Source organism: Caballeronia pedi, from assembly GCF_001544915.2.
Lineage (GTDB): Bacteria > Pseudomonadota > Gammaproteobacteria > Burkholderiales > Burkholderiaceae > Caballeronia > Caballeronia pedi.
Window position 1 is genome coordinate 11476 of sequence record NZ_FCOE02000044.1, and the last position, 15861, is coordinate 27336.

14 protein-coding genes are annotated in these 15861 nt (G+C 64.8%); 4 read left to right on the forward strand and 10 right to left on the reverse strand.

Features of this window, described 5'->3' with window-relative positions; all coding sequences use genetic code 11:
- Positions 1-43 precede the first annotated feature (43 nt).
- A complete protein-coding gene (gene ribBA, locus AWB80_RS36150) occupies positions 44-1207 on the reverse strand; it encodes a bifunctional 3,4-dihydroxy-2-butanone-4-phosphate synthase/GTP cyclohydrolase II (RefSeq protein WP_061179437.1) in 1164 nt (387 codons plus the stop codon).
- Between ribBA and AWB80_RS45125 the strand changes: the two genes are divergently transcribed.
- Entirely contained in the window at positions 1206-1751 is a 546-nt protein-coding gene (locus tag AWB80_RS45125; protein WP_244206919.1) for a type II toxin-antitoxin system Phd/YefM family antitoxin, read from the forward strand. The two genes, ribBA and AWB80_RS45125, sit on opposite strands and share 2 nt — an antisense overlap.
- Positions 1744-2148: a type II toxin-antitoxin system RelE/ParE family toxin gene (locus AWB80_RS36160; protein WP_061179439.1), complete on the forward strand. Its 405-nt coding sequence runs from the start codon at positions 1744-1746 to the stop codon at positions 2146-2148. The genes AWB80_RS45125 and AWB80_RS36160 overlap by 8 nt, the downstream gene beginning before the upstream one ends.
- A gap of 29 nt (positions 2149-2177) precedes the next feature.
- On the opposite strand, the gene AWB80_RS36165 is transcribed toward AWB80_RS36160, so the two are convergent.
- The 4 genes from AWB80_RS36165 to AWB80_RS36180 all read right to left on the reverse strand — a co-directional run bounded on the left by AWB80_RS36165 (position 2178) and on the right by AWB80_RS36180 (position 5839).
- Complete coding sequence (locus AWB80_RS36165; protein WP_061179440.1) at positions 2178-2792, reverse strand: riboflavin synthase; 615 nt, start codon at positions 2790-2792, stop codon at positions 2178-2180.
- 34 nt (positions 2793-2826) lie between these two features.
- Positions 2827-3921 carry a bifunctional diaminohydroxyphosphoribosylaminopyrimidine deaminase/5-amino-6-(5-phosphoribosylamino)uracil reductase RibD gene (gene ribD / locus AWB80_RS36170; protein WP_061179441.1) on the reverse strand — a complete coding sequence of 365 codons (1095 nt, stop codon included), beginning with the start codon at positions 3919-3921 and terminating at the stop codon, positions 2827-2829.
- Positions 3922-3939: 18 nt separating this feature from the next.
- Positions 3940-5223: a glutamate-1-semialdehyde 2,1-aminomutase gene (gene hemL / locus AWB80_RS36175; protein WP_061179442.1), complete on the reverse strand. Its 1284-nt coding sequence runs from the start codon at positions 5221-5223 to the stop codon at positions 3940-3942.
- Between the two features lie 145 nt (positions 5224-5368).
- Entirely contained in the window at positions 5369-5839 is a 471-nt protein-coding gene (locus tag AWB80_RS36180; protein ID WP_061179443.1) for a hypothetical protein, read from the reverse strand.
- A gap of 150 nt (positions 5840-5989) precedes the next feature.
- Between AWB80_RS36180 and AWB80_RS36185 the strand changes: the two genes are divergently transcribed.
- Positions 5990-7201: a Bcr/CflA family multidrug efflux MFS transporter gene (locus tag AWB80_RS36185; protein ID WP_061179444.1), complete on the forward strand. Its 1212-nt coding sequence runs from the start codon at positions 5990-5992 to the stop codon at positions 7199-7201.
- Between the two features lies 1 nt (position 7202).
- Here AWB80_RS36185 and AWB80_RS36190 read toward each other — a convergent pair whose 3' ends face one another.
- The 5 genes from AWB80_RS36190 to AWB80_RS36210 form a co-directional block, all read right to left on the reverse strand.
- Positions 7203-9314 (reverse strand): prolyl oligopeptidase family serine peptidase, encoded by a 2112-nt coding sequence (locus AWB80_RS36190; RefSeq protein ID WP_061179445.1) that lies wholly within the window; start codon positions 9312-9314, stop codon positions 7203-7205.
- A 108-nt stretch (positions 9315-9422) separates the two neighbouring features.
- A complete protein-coding gene (locus AWB80_RS36195) occupies positions 9423-10541 on the reverse strand; it encodes an ABC transporter ATP-binding protein (protein WP_061179446.1) in 1119 nt (372 codons plus the stop codon).
- 35 nt (positions 10542-10576) lie between these two features.
- Positions 10577-11434 (reverse strand): carbohydrate ABC transporter permease, encoded by an 858-nt coding sequence (locus AWB80_RS36200; RefSeq protein WP_061179447.1) that lies wholly within the window; start codon positions 11432-11434, stop codon positions 10577-10579.
- Positions 11424-12362, reverse strand: coding sequence for a carbohydrate ABC transporter permease (locus AWB80_RS36205; RefSeq protein ID WP_061179448.1), 939 nt, complete (start codon positions 12360-12362; stop codon positions 11424-11426). Before AWB80_RS36205 ends, AWB80_RS36200 begins: the two co-directional genes overlap by 11 nt.
- Positions 12363-12519: 157 nt before the next feature.
- On the reverse strand, positions 12520-13773 hold the full coding sequence (locus AWB80_RS36210) for an ABC transporter substrate-binding protein (RefSeq protein ID WP_061179449.1): 1254 nt from the start codon (positions 13771-13773) through the stop codon (positions 12520-12522).
- 586 nt (positions 13774-14359) lie between these two features.
- Here AWB80_RS36210 and zwf point away from each other — a divergent pair.
- Positions 14360-15820, forward strand: a complete 1461-nt coding sequence (gene zwf / locus AWB80_RS36215) for a glucose-6-phosphate dehydrogenase (protein WP_061179450.1) — start codon at positions 14360-14362, stop codon at positions 15818-15820.
- Positions 15821-15861 lie beyond the last annotated feature (41 nt).

Consider the following 15861-nt stretch of genomic DNA (forward strand, 5'->3'; position numbering starts at 1 on the left):
TTCCCTTGGAATTGTGTGGAATGAGGTTGTGCGGCCGGCGGTCTCAGACCGAGCGCAACTGGGTGAGGGGCGTGTCCACGGGCGCGGCCGTGGCGGGGCAGCCGGGCATCGGCACGAAGCCGGTCACTTCCAGGCCGTAGCCCGACATGCTGCCCAGCTTGCGCGGATTCGCGAGCACTTCCATCCTGCCGACACCGATATCGCGCAGGATCTGCGCGCCGATGCCGTAAGTCTTGAAGTCGATCGGACGGCGTTTGAGCACGGCCGCCTTTTCCTTCTGGTCGAACGCCTGGAACACGTCGACGAGATGGTCCTTCGTGTCGCCGCAGTTGAGCATGACGATTGCGCCGAGGTCGCGCGCGGCGATTTCCTTCATCGCGGCGTCGATGGTCCACGAATGCGTCGAGGAATCGATTTCGAGCAGATCGAGCACTGAAAGCGGCTCGTGCACGCGCACCGGCGTGTCGCGGTCGGGACGCGGCGTGCCGCGCACGAGCGCGATGTGCGGCGAGCCCGTCGGCTCGTCGCGGTACAGCACCGCGCGGAACGGGCCGTGCGCGGTCTGCATGGTGCGCTCGCAGACTTTCTCGATGATCGACTCGGTGCGGCTGCGGTAATGGATCAGATCGGCGATCGTGCCGATCTTGATGCCGTGCTGCTGGCTGAACTCGATGAGATCGGGCAGACGCGCCATCTCGCCGTCGTCCTTGATGATCTCGCAGATCACCGCGGCGGGCGTGAGGCCGGCGAGCGCGGTGAAGTCGCAGCCGGCTTCCGTGTGGCCCGCGCGCACGAGCACGCCGCCCGGTTGCGCCATGATCGGGAACACGTGGCCCGGCTGGACGATGTGCTCGGCGCGCGCATCGTGCGCGACGGCCGCGGCGATGGTCTTTGCGCGGTCGGCGGCGGAAATGCCGGTCGTCACGCCTTCCGCCGCTTCGATGCTGACCGTGAAGGCCGTGCCGTATTGCGTGCCGTTGCGATGCGTCATGAGCGGCAGATTCAACTGCTTGCAGCGGTCCTGCGTGAGGGTGAGGCAAATGAGGCCGCGGCCGTGCTTCGCCATGAAATTGATGGCTTCGGGCGTGACGAATTCGGCGGCGATGACGAGATCGCCTTCATTTTCGCGGTCTTCTTCGTCGACGAGGATCACCATCCGGCCGGCTTTCAGTTCAGCGATGATCTCAGGAGTGGAGGCGAGCGACATGATGACGTCCCGTGCGGGGTCCGGTTTGGGGAAAGGGCGTATTTTACGCCACGGCCGATGGACCGAGGCTGAAATCACTTGCCGTCGACGGATGGCGATTTGCCTAAGCCATTCGGACGAATGGTGTGGCGGCGTTGCGCTTGAGAAACTAGGGGCACCTAAAACTTCAATGCGCAAATATCGTACAATGTTAAGTACATTAATTCGTACGGAGCCTGCCGTGGCTTACACCGCAAAGGACATCATCCCGCTGTCGCAGGCGCGTGCCAATCTTTCCGAACTGGTCGAGGAAGTGCGCGGCGGAACTGAAAAAATCATCACCAAGAATGGCGAAAGTTGCGCAGCGCTGATCAGCACGGAGAAGCTCGAAGCGTTCTACCGAATGGAAAAGGCGCGCATTCATCTGGTGTTGCTGAACGACGCGTTGACGGCGCTGAAGAATCTCGACAGGAACGGCACGGAAGACGCCGACGAGTATTTCGCTCGTCTCAGAGCCCGTCTGGGCGCCGAGCGAAGCGATGACGGGGAGCCGGATCGTGAATGATGAATGCAAGCGCGCGACCATCCGAATCTCGAGCGACTTCGACGCCCGACTCACGGATATCGAGCGCTACTGGAATCGTGTCAACGAGCCGAAAAGCTTTCTGCGGCTGATCGAGGCGATCGACAAAAAGGTCATACCGTTGCTGCAGCGCTTTCCGGCTCTCGGGCGACGCCTGCTCAATTCGAAGCCCGATACGGTCGACGCTTTGCTCGCGATCGAGGAGATCGCCGAGATGACGAAGGCCGGTGGAGTACGCCAGGGCGAACTCCACGAATATGTGTTCGACAACTACGTGCTGCTTTATCTGTTGTCGGGTGACGCGGTGACGTTCCTATCACTGCGGCACACGAAAGAGATTTCCTTCGAATTCAGGGACCTCTGGGGCGCGGAGCGTTAAGTCGCGCCGGGTCGAACAAACGCGGCGAGTCACTGCGCGCTCATCATGCGCTCGACATAGCGCGCGATCAGATCGATTTCCAGATTGACCTTCGCGCCTTTCGCAAGTGCGTTGAGCGTCGTGACTTCGACCGTGTGCGGAATCAGGTTGATGGAGAATTCGCAGCCATCCGCGCGGTCGCTGACGGAATTCACCGTGAGACTCACGCCGTTCACGGTAACCGAGCCCTTGTAGGCCAGATATTTGCCGATGCCCTTCGGCGCGACGATGCGCAATTCATGCGACTCACCCACCGGCTCGAACTTCGACACGACGCCCAGTCCGTCGACGTGACCGGAAACGAGATGCCCGCCCAGCCGGTCGTGCGCCCGCAACGCCTTCTCCAGATTCACGCCCGCGCCGGCATCGCCGAGGCCGACCGTCTTGTTCAGGCTTTCGCGCGAAACCTCGACGTCGAATGCATTGGCGGACTTCTGAATGACCGTCATGCACGCGCCCTGAATCGCGATGCTGTCGCCAAGCTCGACATCCGCCAGATCGAGCGCGCCCGCGGCGACCGTCAGGCGCACGCCCGCTTCCGGCTCCGCGCCGAGCGGCGTGACTTTTTCGATGCGGCCCACCGCCGCGACGATTCCTGTAAACATCGGCTTCGTTCCTTGATTTTCGTGTGTGATCCGCTCAGGCGTTGCGCGCGAGAATGCGCAAGTCGTCGCCGAGCCGGTCGATGCGATGAAATTTCAGATGCGGCCGTGCATCGAGCGTGTCGGGCGGCGCGAAGTCGAACATGCCGGGCGCGCTGCCGAGCAGGCTCGGCGCGAGATAGATCAGCAGTTCGTCGACGCAGCCTTCACGCAGCAGCGAGCCGTTCAGCTTGTGGCCCGCCTCGACGTGCAGTTCGTTGATGCCGCGATCCGCGAGCGCGGTGAGCATCGCGGGCAGATCGACCTTGCCGTGCTCGTTCGCCAGTTCGATCAGATCAGCACCTTTCTCGCGCAACGCGTCGATGCGCGCGGGATCGGCGTCGGCGGCATGGAAGATCCACGGCGGCGCGCCATCGAGGATGTGCGCCTGCATCGGCACGTCCAGACGGCTGTCGATCAGCACGCGCTGCGGCTGGCGTGGCGTGTCGACCGCGCGCACCGTCAGTTGCGGATCATCCTCGCGCACCGTGCCGATGCCCGTGAGGATGGCGCAGGCGCGGGCGCGCCATGCGTGGCCGTCGGCGCGCGCGTCCTCGCCGGTGATCCACTGGCTTTCGCCGGACGGCAGGCCGGTGCGGCCGTCGAGCGTCGCGGCGACCTTCACGCGTACCCACGGACGGCGGCGCGTCATGCGCGACACGAAGCCGATATTCATTTCGTACGCCTCGGTCGCGAGCAGCCCGCAGCGCACATCGATGCCCGCATCGCGCAGCATCGTGAGACCGCGGCCAGATACCGCCGGGTTCGGATCTTCCATCGCGGCGATGACCTTCTCGACGCGCGCATCGATGAGCGCGTGCGCGCACGGCGGCGTGCGCCCGAAATGGCTGCACGGCTCCAGCGAAACATACGCGGTCGAGCCGCGCGGGTCCTTGCCGCGCGAGCGGGCGTCTTTCAGCGCCTGCACTTCGGCGTGATCCTGGCCGGCCGGCTGCGTGTAGCCCATGCCGATCACTTCGCCGTTCTTGACGAGCACGCAGCCGACGCGCGGATTCGGCGTCGTCGTGTACATGCCCTTCGAGGCGAGCGCGAGCGCGCGCTCCATATGCGTGAAGTCGGTTTGCGAGAACATCGGCGTGGCCCGGGCGCGTCAGGCTGCGAGCGACGCGAACGCACCGCGCGCCGCTTCGAGCGTCGCGTCGATCACGGCGTCGTCGTGCGCGCTGGACACGAAGCCCGCCTCGAACGCCGACGGCGCGAAGTACACGCCCGCGTCGAGCATCGCGTGGAAGAATGCGTTGAAGCGCTTCGTGTCGCCTTGCTGGATCTGCGCGAAGCTGCCCGGCACCTGATCCATGAAATACAGGCCGAACATGCCGCCGATCGAATCGGCGGAGAAGGGCACTTTCGCGTCGTGGGCGGCGGCGGTGAGACCGTCGACCAGCTTGCGCGTCTGTTTCGCGAGATTGTCGTAGAAGCCGGGGCGCTGGATCAGTTGCAGTGTCTTGAGGCCCGCGGCTACCGCGATCGGATTGCCCGACAGCGTGCCCGCCTGATACACGCCGCCGAGCGGCGCGAGATGCGCCATGATGTCGCGGCGCCCGCCGAAGGCCGCCGCCGGCATGCCGCCGCCGATGACCTTGCCAAGGCAGGTGAGATCCGGCTTGATGCCGTAGACCTCCTGCGCGCCGCCGAGCGCGACGCGAAAACCGCACATCACTTCGTCGAAGATCAGCACCGCGCCGTGCTCGTCGCAGCGCTCGCGCAGCGCATTGAGGAATTCGGGCGTCGCGCGCACCAGGTTCATGTTGCCCGCGACCGGCTCGACGATCACCGACGCGATTTCCGAACCGAACGCCGCGAACGCCTCGTTCAACTGCTCGACGTTGTTGTACTCGAGCACGGTGGTGTGCTTCGCGATATCGGCGGGCACGCCCGCGGAAGTCGGATTGCCGAACGTCAGCAGGCCCGAGCCCGCCTTGACGAGCAGGCTGTCCGCGTGGCCGTGATAGCAGCCTTCGAACTTGATGATGCGGCTGCGGTTCGTGAAGCCGCGCGCGAGGCGCAGCGCGCTCATGGTCGCTTCCGTGCCGGAGGACACCATGCGCACCTGTTCGATCGACGGCACGAGCTTGCAGATTTCCTCGGCGATCTCGATTTCGGCTTCCGTCGGCGCGCCGAACGAGAAGCCGTTCGCGAGCACGCGCTGAACCGCGTCGAGCACTTCGGGATGAACGTGGCCGAGAATCATCGGGCCCCACGAGCCGATGTAGTCGATATAGCGCTTGTCTTCGGCGTCCCAGAAGTACGGGCCCGCGGCGCGCTCGATGAAGCGCGGCGTACCGCCGACCGAGCGGAACGCCCGCACCGGCGAGTTCACGCCGCCGGGAATGGTTCGCTGGGCGCGTTCGAACAGAGCTTGATTCTTGGACATGGATGAGGACCTGCGCTGAAAGTGGATGCGGGAGTCGCGTGAAGCGTTCCGGGTGCCTGAGCGGCGGCGTGCAGAACGCGCGGTCCGACGCGAAAAAATCTTGTTGAAATTGTACCGGAGTCGATGCGAACAGGCCGTGTCGCGCCTATGTGGCCGATGGCGGCGCGGGCGGCCGCGCGCGCCGTCCGGTGCGCGCGGTCCACAGCTTCTCCAGCGCGCCTTCGGCCATCGGCTTGATGAGCGTGCCGGACATTTGCGCATCCCACGTCTGCACGGAGAACGGATGCGAGCGCAGTTCCTCGCGCGTGACGACGACTTGCGTGTGCGCATCGACGAGCCAGTCGTAGACGAAATCGATGCACAGCCGATAGCCTCGCCTGGCTCCCGCATCGGGCACTTCGTACGGCGCGCGCGTCACCCAGCCCGACGCGAACACGCCCTTCGGCTCCTGCGCCACGCGATGCACGAACACGCGGTCGCCCGGCAGGAGCCCGCGCGCGGTGCCGCAGCCCCACACATCGGCGACGGCATCGCCTGCCGCCACGCGGCGCGCGACATCGGGCAACTCGGGCCACGGCCACTTTTTGGGGCTCCAGATCAGCAGAAAGGCGGTCATCGGATCGACGGAACAGGACGTGAGCGAGCGATGAGCTTAGCGCAACGCGGCGCTCAGGGCCGGATCACGGCAGGGCGTCGCGTACAATGGTCGCTCGCTCGGGCGGCGCAAAGCCGCGTCGCCTTCACCTTTTCCCGTCTCCCGAAATCCATGCCCGACACCACCCGGCGCCGGCCCGACGGCCGGCTGATCCTGTTGCTCGGCGCGCTCGCCGCGTGCGGCCCGCTGTCGATCGACATGTATCTGCCGAGCCTGCCTGCGCTCGCCGCCTCGTTCGGCACGAGTCCGGCCGCCGCGCAAAGCACGCTCACGAGCTTCATGTTCGGCTTCTCGTTCGGCATGCTGCTCTACGGCCCGATGTCCGACGCCTACGGCCGCCGCCCGGTCCTGCTCGGCGGCATCGCGCTGTATGCGCTCGCGAGCATCGGCTGCGCGGTGGCGTTTTCCATCGATACCCTCGTCTCCGTGCGCTTTCTGCAGGCGCTCGGCGCGGGCGCGGCGTCGGTGCTCGCGCGCGCCATCGCCCGCGATGCTCACGAACCGACCGACGCCGCCCGTGTGCTGTCGATGCTCTCCATCGTTACGTCGATCGGACCATTGCTCGCGCCGCTCATCGGTGGGCAATTGCTGCTGCTCGGCGGCTGGCGTGTGGTGTTCGTCGCGCTGACGCTGTTCGGTCTGACCTGCGCGGTAACCGCGTACCTGCGCGTGCCCGAGACCTGGCCGAAGGAGAAACGCGCGAGCGCGGCGATCGGCAAGTCGTTCGCCGCGTACGGGCATCTGCTGACCGATCCGGTCACCTGGGGCCACATGATGTGCGGCGGCATGGCGTTCGCGTCGATGTTCGCGTATATCACCGCGACGCCGTTCGTCTACATCGATTATTTCCACGTCAAGCCGCAGTATTACGGGCTGCTGTTCGGGCTGAACATCGTCGGGATCATCGCGGGGAACGTGCTCAACACGAAGTTCGTCGGCCGCGTCGGCGCGATGAAGATGATCTCGGCGGCGTCGTTCGTGAGCGTCGTGGCGGCCCTCGCGGTCGCGCTCGTGTCGCTGACGGGGTGGGGCGGTCTGTGGTCGATCGTGGTGACGCTGTTTTTCGTCGTCGGCGTGGTCGGATTGTTGTCGGCGAATTGCACGACGGAGCTGATGCACCGCTATCCGCACAACGCGGGCGCGGCCGCCGCCGTATTCGGCGCGATGCAGCTTGCGCTCGGCGCGCTCGCGAGTCTCGCGGTCGGCGCGTTTCACGATGTATCGCCGCACGGCATGGGCGTCGTGATCGGCGTATGCGGCGTGCTGACCTTCGCCGGGCGCACGCTGGTGCTGCGCTCGCATGCGGCGCCCGTGAAAGTCTGAATCAGGCGAGCGGCCCGATCGTCGCCGCGAGGAACGCGAACGCGGCCGCTTCCGCCTGCGCCACCGCGCCCGGCTCGACGCCCGCGCCGTGTCCGCCGTCGCCGGTTTCCTGATACCACACGTTCGCGTGGCCTTGCGCCTGCATCTTCGCGGCCATCTTGCGCGCGTGCGCCGGATGCACGCGGTCATCGCTCGTCGACGAAGTGAAGAGCGCCGGCGGATACGCGACGTCCGCCTTCACGTTCTGATAGGGCGAGTACGCGAGCAGATGACGCAGATCGGCGTCGTCGTCGGGGTCGCCGTATTCGTCGATCCACGATGCGCCCTGCAGCAGCAGGTGAAAGCGCGCCATGTCGAGCAGCGGCACTTCCGACAGCACCCCGCCGAACAGCTCGGGCCGCTGGATCATGCAGGCACCGGTGAGCAGGCCGCCGTTGCTGCCGCCGCGAATCGCCAGTTGCCTTGCCGTGGTGACGCCCGTATCGATGAGCGCCTCGGCTACCGCGATGAAATCGTCGAAGGCGATCTGGCGTTTCTCGCGCAGCGCCGCCTGATGCCATGCCGGCCCGAATTCGCCGCCGCCGCGAATGTTCGCGACTGCGTAAAGCCCGCCACGCTCCAGCCACGCGATGCCGGTCGTCGCGTCGTAGCCCGGATCGAGCGCGACTTCGAAGCCGCCATAGCCGTAGAGCAGGCAAGGGCGCGCGTCGGTGCGCGTTTCGACCTCGCGCCCGATCAGCCAGTAGGGAATGCGCTCGCCGTCCGGCGCGAGCGCGTGGCGGCGCACGGCGGTGAGACCGGCCGCATCGAACTGGGCGGGCAGGCGCGCGAGCAGTTGCCACGGGGCGTCGTTGGCGAGATCGGCGTGATACAGCGACGGCGGCGTCAGAAAGTGCTCGACGTGGATGAGCACGGTGTCGTCACGCTCGCTGTCGATCGAATCGACCCATGACTGGCTCGCATCCGGCAGCGCGAAGGCGCGCGATGCCCACTCGCCGTCGGGCGTCGCGGGCGGGCGCAGCAGCGTGACGCGCGGCGTGCCGTCGTCCATCTGCGAGACGATCAGCCAGTGTTTCGTGAAGTCGATGCCCGCGAGCACGAGCCGCTCGGACGGCGTGAAGAGCGCGGTGAAGTGGCGCGAGCCTGCGAGAAACGCGTCGCGGCGGATCACGGTCAGCGTGCCGGGCGCGTAGCGACGCCCGCCCGCGTTCCAGAACTTGCGCGGCGTCACGAAGAGCCAGCCGTTCCAGTGCTCGATCTCCGTGTGCGTCGGCAGATCGTATTGACGCCATTCGTTCGACGTCTCGTCGAGCCAGTAGTTGAGCGTGTCGAAGAACGTCACCGCGCGCGACGCCAGATGCAGCTTTTCGAGCGGATCGTAGTCTACGCCCGCCGACACATCGCGCCGGTTGCCCTCGAACACGACGGGCGCATCCGCGAGCGGCGTGCCGCGTTTCCAGCGCCGCGCCTGGCGGGGAAAGCCCGAGGTTGTGAGCGCGGGGCGCGGGTTGGTCTTGCTGTCGTCCCAGCCGACATAGACCGTGTCGCGATCGATCCACGAGATGTCGTGCTTGCCGACATCGGGCAGCACGAAGCCATCCGCGACGAAGCTTTTCGATGCGATATCGAACTCGCGCACCATGCACGCGTCCGAGCCGCCCGGCGACAGGCTCACGAGCGCGCGGTCGTAGTCGGGGTAGCGCATGTCGAAGTCGGCGAGGGCCCAGCGGGTGTCGTCGTGCTCTTTGGTGTTGAGATCGAGTGCGTCGACGTCGAGGATCGTTTCCCAGACGGGCGCGCCCGCGAGCCACGCACTCCACGGCGTGCGGCGCACGATGCCGAGCGGATGCGCGTCGTCCTGCCAGGTGTTGTAGGCCCAGTCGCCATAGCGCGAACACGACACGATGCGGTCCTGCGATGTGTACGCTTTTTCGAGCCGTCGGGCGAGCGCGCGCGCTTCCGACGTGTTGCCGAACGCGGCTTCGGTGCGGCGGTTCTGGGCATCGACCCAGGTTTGCACGTTGGCGTCACCGAGGGTTTCGAGGCCGATGAAGGGGTCGAGCGCGTCCGAGGTGGGCCAGGCGAGTTCGGGATGGGAAGAGAGGAGAGGCATGCGGGCGGGCGGATCGAATTGCAAAACGCCGATTGTGCCTTGTAAATGGTCGCACAATGAAAAACGCCACGGCTGACCGTGGCGTCTGAAGTCAATCGAACAGCAGGCTCAAGCCAGCCGCTCCTCCGTCTGCGGATCGAACAGCACCGCCTTCGACACATCGAACAACAGCGTCATGTTCGACATCGGCTGCGGATTCGACGCCGGGTGCACGCGCGACACGATGCGCTTGCCGTTCACCTGCGCGAACACCAGCGTGTCCGGACCCGTCGGCTCGATCACGTCGACGCGCACATCGACCGGTTGCAGGCTCGTATCCGACACATCATGCGCGCTGCGCGAGTCGGTGATGCGCTCGGGGCGCAATCCGAGAATCACGTCCTGTCCGACCTTGCCGCGCAACCGGCCCGCATCGAACGGCAGATTCAACACCTTCTGCGCGATGCCCGTATCGAGCTGCAAACCGACGCCCGAGCCCGCCTCCACCAGCTTGCCGGCGATGAAGTTCATCGGCGGCGCGCCAATGAAGCCCGCGACGAACAGGTTCGATGGCGAATCGTAGATTTCCTGCGGCGCGCCGAACTGCTGCACGATGCCGTCCTTCATCACCGCGATGCGGTCGCCGAGCGTCATCGCTTCGATCTGATCGTGCGTCACGTAGACGATCGTCGTGCCCAGACGCTGATGCAGCAGCTTGATCTCCGAGCGCATCTCGATACGCAGCTTCGCATCGAGGTTGGAGAGCGGCTCGTCGAACAGGAACATCACCGGATCGCGCGCGAGCGCGCGGCCCATCGCGACGCGCTGACGCTGACCGCCCGACAGCTGCCCCGGCTTGCGATCGAGCAGGTGACCGATCTGCAGCGTTTCCGACACGCGATCGACGATCTTCTTCTGCTCGTCCTTCGGCACCTTGCGGATATTGAGGCCGAACGAGATGTTCTCGCGCACGCTCATCGAAGGGTAGAGCGCGTAGGACTGAAACACCATCGCGATGTCGCGATCCTTCGGCGAGAGGTCGTTGACCGTCTTGCCGTCGATCATGATGTCGCCGCGCGTCACGGTTTCGAGACCCGCGATCATGTTCAGCAAGGTCGATTTGCCGCAGCCCGAGCCGCCGACGAGGATCAGGAACTGACCGTCCTCGATGTCGATGTTGACGCCCTTGAGAACCGGCACCCCGTTCGGGTAGGTCTTGTACACGTCACGGATGGAAAGGCTTGCCATGTGAATCCTCTATATCTCTGTCGGGAAACGCCCGATTAACCCTTCACCGCGCCGGCCGTCAGCCCGCGCACGAAATAACGTCCCGCGATCATGTAGACGAGAATCGTCGGCAATGCGGCGATGATCGCGCCGGCCATGTCGACGTTGTATTCCTTCACGCCCGTCGACGTGTTCACGAGGTTGTTCAGCGCAACCGTGATCGGCATGGAATCCACGCCCGAAAACACGATACCGAACAGGAAGTCGTTCCAGATCTGCGTGAATTGCCAGATCAGGCAGACCATGAAGATCGGCAGCGAGACGGGCAGCAGAATCTTCGTGAAGATCGTGAAGAAGCCCGCGCCGTCGATGCGCGCCGCCTTCACCAGCTCGGCCGGAATGCTCACGTAGAAGTTGCGGAAGAACATCGTCGTGAACGCGATGCCGTAGATCACGTGGACGAGCACGAGGCCGGTCGTCGTGTTCGAGAGGCCGAGGAAGCCCTGCAGGCGCGCCATCGGCAGAAGGATCGCCTGGAAGGGGATGAAGCAGCCGACGAGCAGCATCGTGAAGAGGCCGTCCGCGCCGCGAAAGCGCCAGTGCGTGAGCACGTAGCCATTGAACGCGCCGACGAACGACGAGATCAGCACGGCCGGAATCACCATGCGTACCGAGTTCATGAAGAACGGCTGCATGCCGTCGCAGCGCACGCCGGTACATGCTTCCTGCCACGCCTTGACCCACGGCGCGAACGTGAAGTGCGTGGGCGGGGTGAGCAGGTTGCCCGTGCGAAGCTGGTCGAGATCCTTGAAGGAGGTCGACAGCATCACGTAGATCGGGAACAGGAAGTAGAGCGCGAACAGGATCAGCACCGCGTAGATGACGGCGCGGCTCAGGGTCATCTTAGTTTCCATTGCGGGTGCTCCTCGATTCCAGATACATGAGCGGCACGAGCACGGCGACGACGGTGGCAAGCATCATCATCGACGATGCGGCGCCCACGCCGAGCTGGCCACGGTTGAACGAGAACGTGTACATGAAGATCGCCGGCAGCGAGGACGAAGTGCCCGGACCGCCCGCCGTCAGCGCGACGACCAGATCGAAAGTCTTGATCGTGATGTGGCAGAGAATCAGCAGCACGGAGAAGAACACCGGGCGCATGCTCGGAATCACGATCTTGCGGTAGATGGTCGGCAAGCCCGCGCCATCCATCTGCGCGGCCTTGAAGATTTCGCTGTCGACGCCGCGCAGGCCGGCGAGGAAGAGCGCCATCACGAAGCCCGTCGACTGCCATACGGCCGCGATCACGACGCAGAAAATCGCCTTGTCGGGGTCGCCCAGCCAGTTGAACGAAAAGCTCGTCCAGCCCCAGTCGTGGAACACTTTCTCCAGACCCAGGCCCGGATTCAGAATCCACTGCCACGCGGTGCCCGTCACGATGAACGAGAGCGCCATCGGATAGAGGAAGATCGCGCGCAACGCGCCTTCGTTGCGGATCTTCTGGTCGAGAAGGATTGCAAGGAACAGGCCGAGAAACACGCAGATGCCGATGAACGGAATGCCGAACCAGCCGAGATTGGCGGCGGACGTCCACCAGACGTCGTTGGCGAAAAGTTGTCGATAGCGGTCGAAGCCCGCGAAATCGTAACGCGGCATCAGCCGCGATTCCGAGAGCGACAGATAACCCGTAATGCCGATGAAGCCGTACACGAAAACGAGCGCGATCACGACGCTGGGAGCGAGCACCAGCTTCGGAATCAGGCGATCGGCGAGCGCCGCCGTCGGTGAAACGCGACGGGGCGGATTTTGCGGTTTCTTGTCCGCACTGATGGAGGCAGTCACGACTCGACTCCTGGAAGATGCGCCGGCGCTGTCGTGCGCTGGATGGCACGGACTGGCGCGCATGCGTCGGATGGCTGCGGCGCTTGAATAGTGCGACCTTGCTTGGGTCCTGCAAACCGCCCGGCGCGTGCTTTCGCACACGCGCCGGGCGGAAGCCTTACTTCGTCTTGGCGGCGTTCGCGAGCGCGGCAACCGCGCTCTTCGAATCCTGCGACGAATTCATGAACTTCGTCACGACGTCGGTCATCGCGCCGGCGACGGCGTCGCCCTGAGCCATGCCGTGCGCGAGCGACGGAACATAGCCGCCCGATTTGATCGCCGTCTGTTCATCAGCGTAGGACTTCTTCGCGCAGTCGTCGAACTTACCCATCGGCACGCCGAGACGGACCGGGATCGAGCCCTTGTTCAGGCTGAACTGCTCCTGGAATTCCGGCGTCATGATGGTCTTGGCGAGCGCGAGCTGGCCCGGCGTCGCGGTCTTCTGGCCCTTCTGCTGGAAGAACACGAACGAGTCGACGTTGAACGTATAGGCCTTTTCCGTGCCCGGCACCGGCGCGCAGATATAGTCCGTGCCCGCCTTCTTGTTCGCGCCGGCGAATTCGCCCTTCGCCCAGTCGCCCATGAACTGCATGCCGGCCTTGCCGTTGATGACCATGGCCGTTGCGAGGTTCCAGTCACGGCCCGTGCGGCCGCTGTCGAAATAGCCCTGGATCTTGCGGACCGTGTCGAACACCTGAACCATCTTGTCGGAGGTCAGGGTCTTCTGGTCGAGATCGACGATCGCCTTCTTGTAGAAGTCCGCGCCCTGCGACAGCACGACGTCTTCCCACAGCGTCAGGTCCTGCCACGGCTGGCCGCCCATCGCGATCGGCATGATGCCCGCGGCCTTCATCTTGTCGGCGACCTGGAAGAATTCGGTCCAGTTGGCCGGCACCTTGCCGCCGGCCTTGTCGAGCGCGGCCTTGTTGATGTACAGCCAGTTCACGCGGTGCACCGAGAAGGGCGCGGCGACGTAATGGCCGTCGGCGTGGATGATCTTGTCGATTTCCGGCGGCAGGTTCTTCTTCCAGTCACCCGCGACGGAATCGATCGGCGCGAGCACGCCTTGCTCGGCCCATTCCTGGATCAGCGGGCCCTTGATCTGCGCCGCCGACGGCGCGTTGCCCGAGATCACCTGCGTTTTCAGCGCGGTCATCGCGGCCGCGCCCGCACCGCCCGCGACAGCGAAGTCTTTCCAGGTGTAACCCTGCTTCGTCATGTCGTCCTTGAGCACGCCGACTGCCTTGGATTCGCCGCCGGACGTCCACCAGTGCAGCACGGAAACCGCCTCGGCAGCCTGAACCGCCGACGCCGTCGCGCCACACAGAAGACCTGCGGCGCACAGCGCGCCCATGAGCTTACGGACTTTCATTGTTTATCTCCTCCAGACACCTGAACAAGAAACGATTGGCTTCCGATGCGGCCAGAAGCACGAGTAAGAAGCGATGGTCAAAAAAAACGGCAAAACTGGATGGCCGGAGATCGGCGGTGTCGGCGGGGAAGCGGCAGCGCGCGTCACGAGCAACGCGGCGCGCCGGGCCGGCAAACCGATGAACGGCCGCACGGCTCTCAAGCGATGAGTGGATTGAATCGCAACGGTTGTCTCCTCTTTTGATTTTTCCCCGGCCGTTCAGGCGCCGCCACGAAGGGCGCGCTCGACGGCGAGGCGCGAGGCCCGAACGCATGAGCTGCAAGGCGCGCCTTCCGTGAAAAGCGATCCGCCGCAGGCTCCGTTAACATGCGCTCAGAACGTCTACCCGAAAAAAATTCGCTGCCCAGACTGATCTGATTGACAGTGATGATTTTTCGTAGGTGACATTTCCTCTTGATTTGGATTGTAGTTAAACTACAATTCAGTGTCAAAAAAAATTTTATCGGACTACGGGCGCGCTCGTGGACTCATGGGCGACGCGCCCCGAATCGACTCACATCCGGCTCTCGAACCCACGTTCAGACACATGCAAAGCGACTCGAACTTCACCTTCGTACTCTTCGGCGGCACCGGCGACCTCTCGATGCGCAAGATTCTTCCCGCGCTCTTCGAGGCGCATCGCGCGGGCTCGCTCAATCCGGCGGGCAGGATCGTCTCGGTCGCGCGCGAGACCATGGAGCAGGGCGCATACCGCGCGTGGGTCGAGGATCATGTGAAGCCGCATGTATCGAAGGACGGTGTCGACGAAGCCGCGTGGCGCAGCTTCGTCGAACGCTTTCAGTACGTCGGCCTAGACCTCGCGCGCGCGGAGGACTTCGTGTTGCTGCGCGACACGCTCACGCAATTCGGCGGCACGCGCGTCTTCTATCTCGCGACGGGGCCGTCGCTGTTCGTGCCGATCTGCCGCGCGCTCGCCGATGTCGGGCTGAATCAGAACGCGCGCATCGTGCTGGAGAAGCCGCTCGGCTACGATCTCGAATCGTCGAATGCGATCAACGATGCGGTCGGCGAAATCTTCCAGGAAGAGCAGATCTACCGGATCGATCACTATCTTGGCAAAGAGCCGGTGCAGAACCTGCTCGCACTGCGTTTCGGCAACGCGCTGTTCGAGCCGCTGTGGCGCCGCGAATGGGTCGAGAGCATCCAGATCACGATCGCGGAGGAATTGGGCGTGGAAGCGCGCGGCGACTTCTACGACAATACGGGCGCGCTGCGCGACATGGTGCAGAACCATTTGCTGCAACTGCTCTCCATCGTGACGATGGAGCCGCCGCACTCGATGCACTCCGACTCCGTGCGCGACGAGAAGCTGCGCGTGCTGCGCGCGCTCAAGCCGGTCGACGAGCGCGACATCAGCCGGGTCGCGGTGCGCGGGCAATATCATGCGGGTGTGGTGCGCGGCACAGCGGTGCCGGCGTATGCGACCGAGAAAGGCGTGCGCCCCGACAGCACGACGGAAACCTTCGTCGCGCTGAAGGTGGAAATCGAGAACTGGCGCTGGGCGGGCGTGCCGTTCTTCCTGCGCACCGGCAAGCGTCTGGCCGATCGCGTCGCGGAGATCGTCGTGAACTTCCGCGCGGTGCCGCATTCCTCGCTCGGCTCGATGCCCTTGCGCGCGGGCGCGAACCGGCTCGTGATCCGGCTGCAGCCCAACGAGACGATTCGCCTGTATTGCCTCGCGAAGCAGCCGGGAGAGGGCATGAATCTCGCGAGCGTGCATCTGGATCTCGCGTTCGACCAGTTCTTCAGGGAAGGACAGATGGAGGCGTATCAGCGTCTTTTGCTCGACGTGATCCACGGGCGCCTCGCGCTCTTCGTGCGGCGCGACGAGCAGGAAGCGGCCTGGCGCTGGGTCGAGCCGATCCTGAACGCGTGGGCGTCGTCGACAACGCGGCCGAAGCCTTACGCGGCGGGCACGTGGGGACCGGCGGCGTCGAGCGCGATGCTCGCGCAGGCGGGCACGTGCTGGCTCGAAGAAGAGAATTGACGGCGTGACGCCGACGCCGCCCGAACCGGGCGCGCGGCGGG

Excerpts from the sequence above, each read along its gene's own strand:
- AWB80_RS45125 (WP_244206919.1), top strand. The coding sequence starts at position 1,206 with ATGATGACGTCCCGTGCGGGGTCCGGTTTGGGGAAAGGGCGTATTTTA.
- ribBA (WP_061179437.1), bottom strand. The coding sequence starts at position 1,207 with ATGTCGCTCGCCTCCACTCCTGAGATCATCGCTGAACTGAAAGCCGGC.
- AWB80_RS36165 (WP_061179440.1), bottom strand. The coding sequence starts at position 2,792 with ATGTTTACAGGAATCGTCGCGGCGGTGGGCCGCATCGAAAAAGTCACG.
- AWB80_RS36195 (WP_061179446.1), bottom strand. The coding sequence starts at position 10,541 with ATGGCAAGCCTTTCCATCCGTGACGTGTACAAGACCTACCCGAACGGG.
- AWB80_RS36190 (WP_061179445.1), bottom strand. The coding sequence starts at position 9,314 with ATGCCTCTCCTCTCTTCCCATCCCGAACTCGCCTGGCCCACCTCGGAC.
- AWB80_RS36210 (WP_061179449.1), bottom strand. The coding sequence starts at position 13,773 with ATGAAAGTCCGTAAGCTCATGGGCGCGCTGTGCGCCGCAGGTCTTCTG.
- zwf (WP_061179450.1), top strand. The coding sequence starts at position 14,360 with ATGCAAAGCGACTCGAACTTCACCTTCGTACTCTTCGGCGGCACCGGC.
- AWB80_RS36200 (WP_061179447.1), bottom strand. The coding sequence starts at position 11,434 with ATGGAAACTAAGATGACCCTGAGCCGCGCCGTCATCTACGCGGTGCTG.
- ribD (WP_061179441.1), bottom strand. The coding sequence starts at position 3,921 with ATGTTCTCGCAAACCGACTTCACGCATATGGAGCGCGCGCTCGCGCTC.
- AWB80_RS36185 (WP_061179444.1), top strand. The coding sequence starts at position 5,990 with ATGCCCGACACCACCCGGCGCCGGCCCGACGGCCGGCTGATCCTGTTG.
- AWB80_RS36180 (WP_061179443.1), bottom strand. The coding sequence starts at position 5,839 with ATGACCGCCTTTCTGCTGATCTGGAGCCCCAAAAAGTGGCCGTGGCCC.
- hemL (WP_061179442.1), bottom strand. The coding sequence starts at position 5,223 with ATGTCCAAGAATCAAGCTCTGTTCGAACGCGCCCAGCGAACCATTCCC.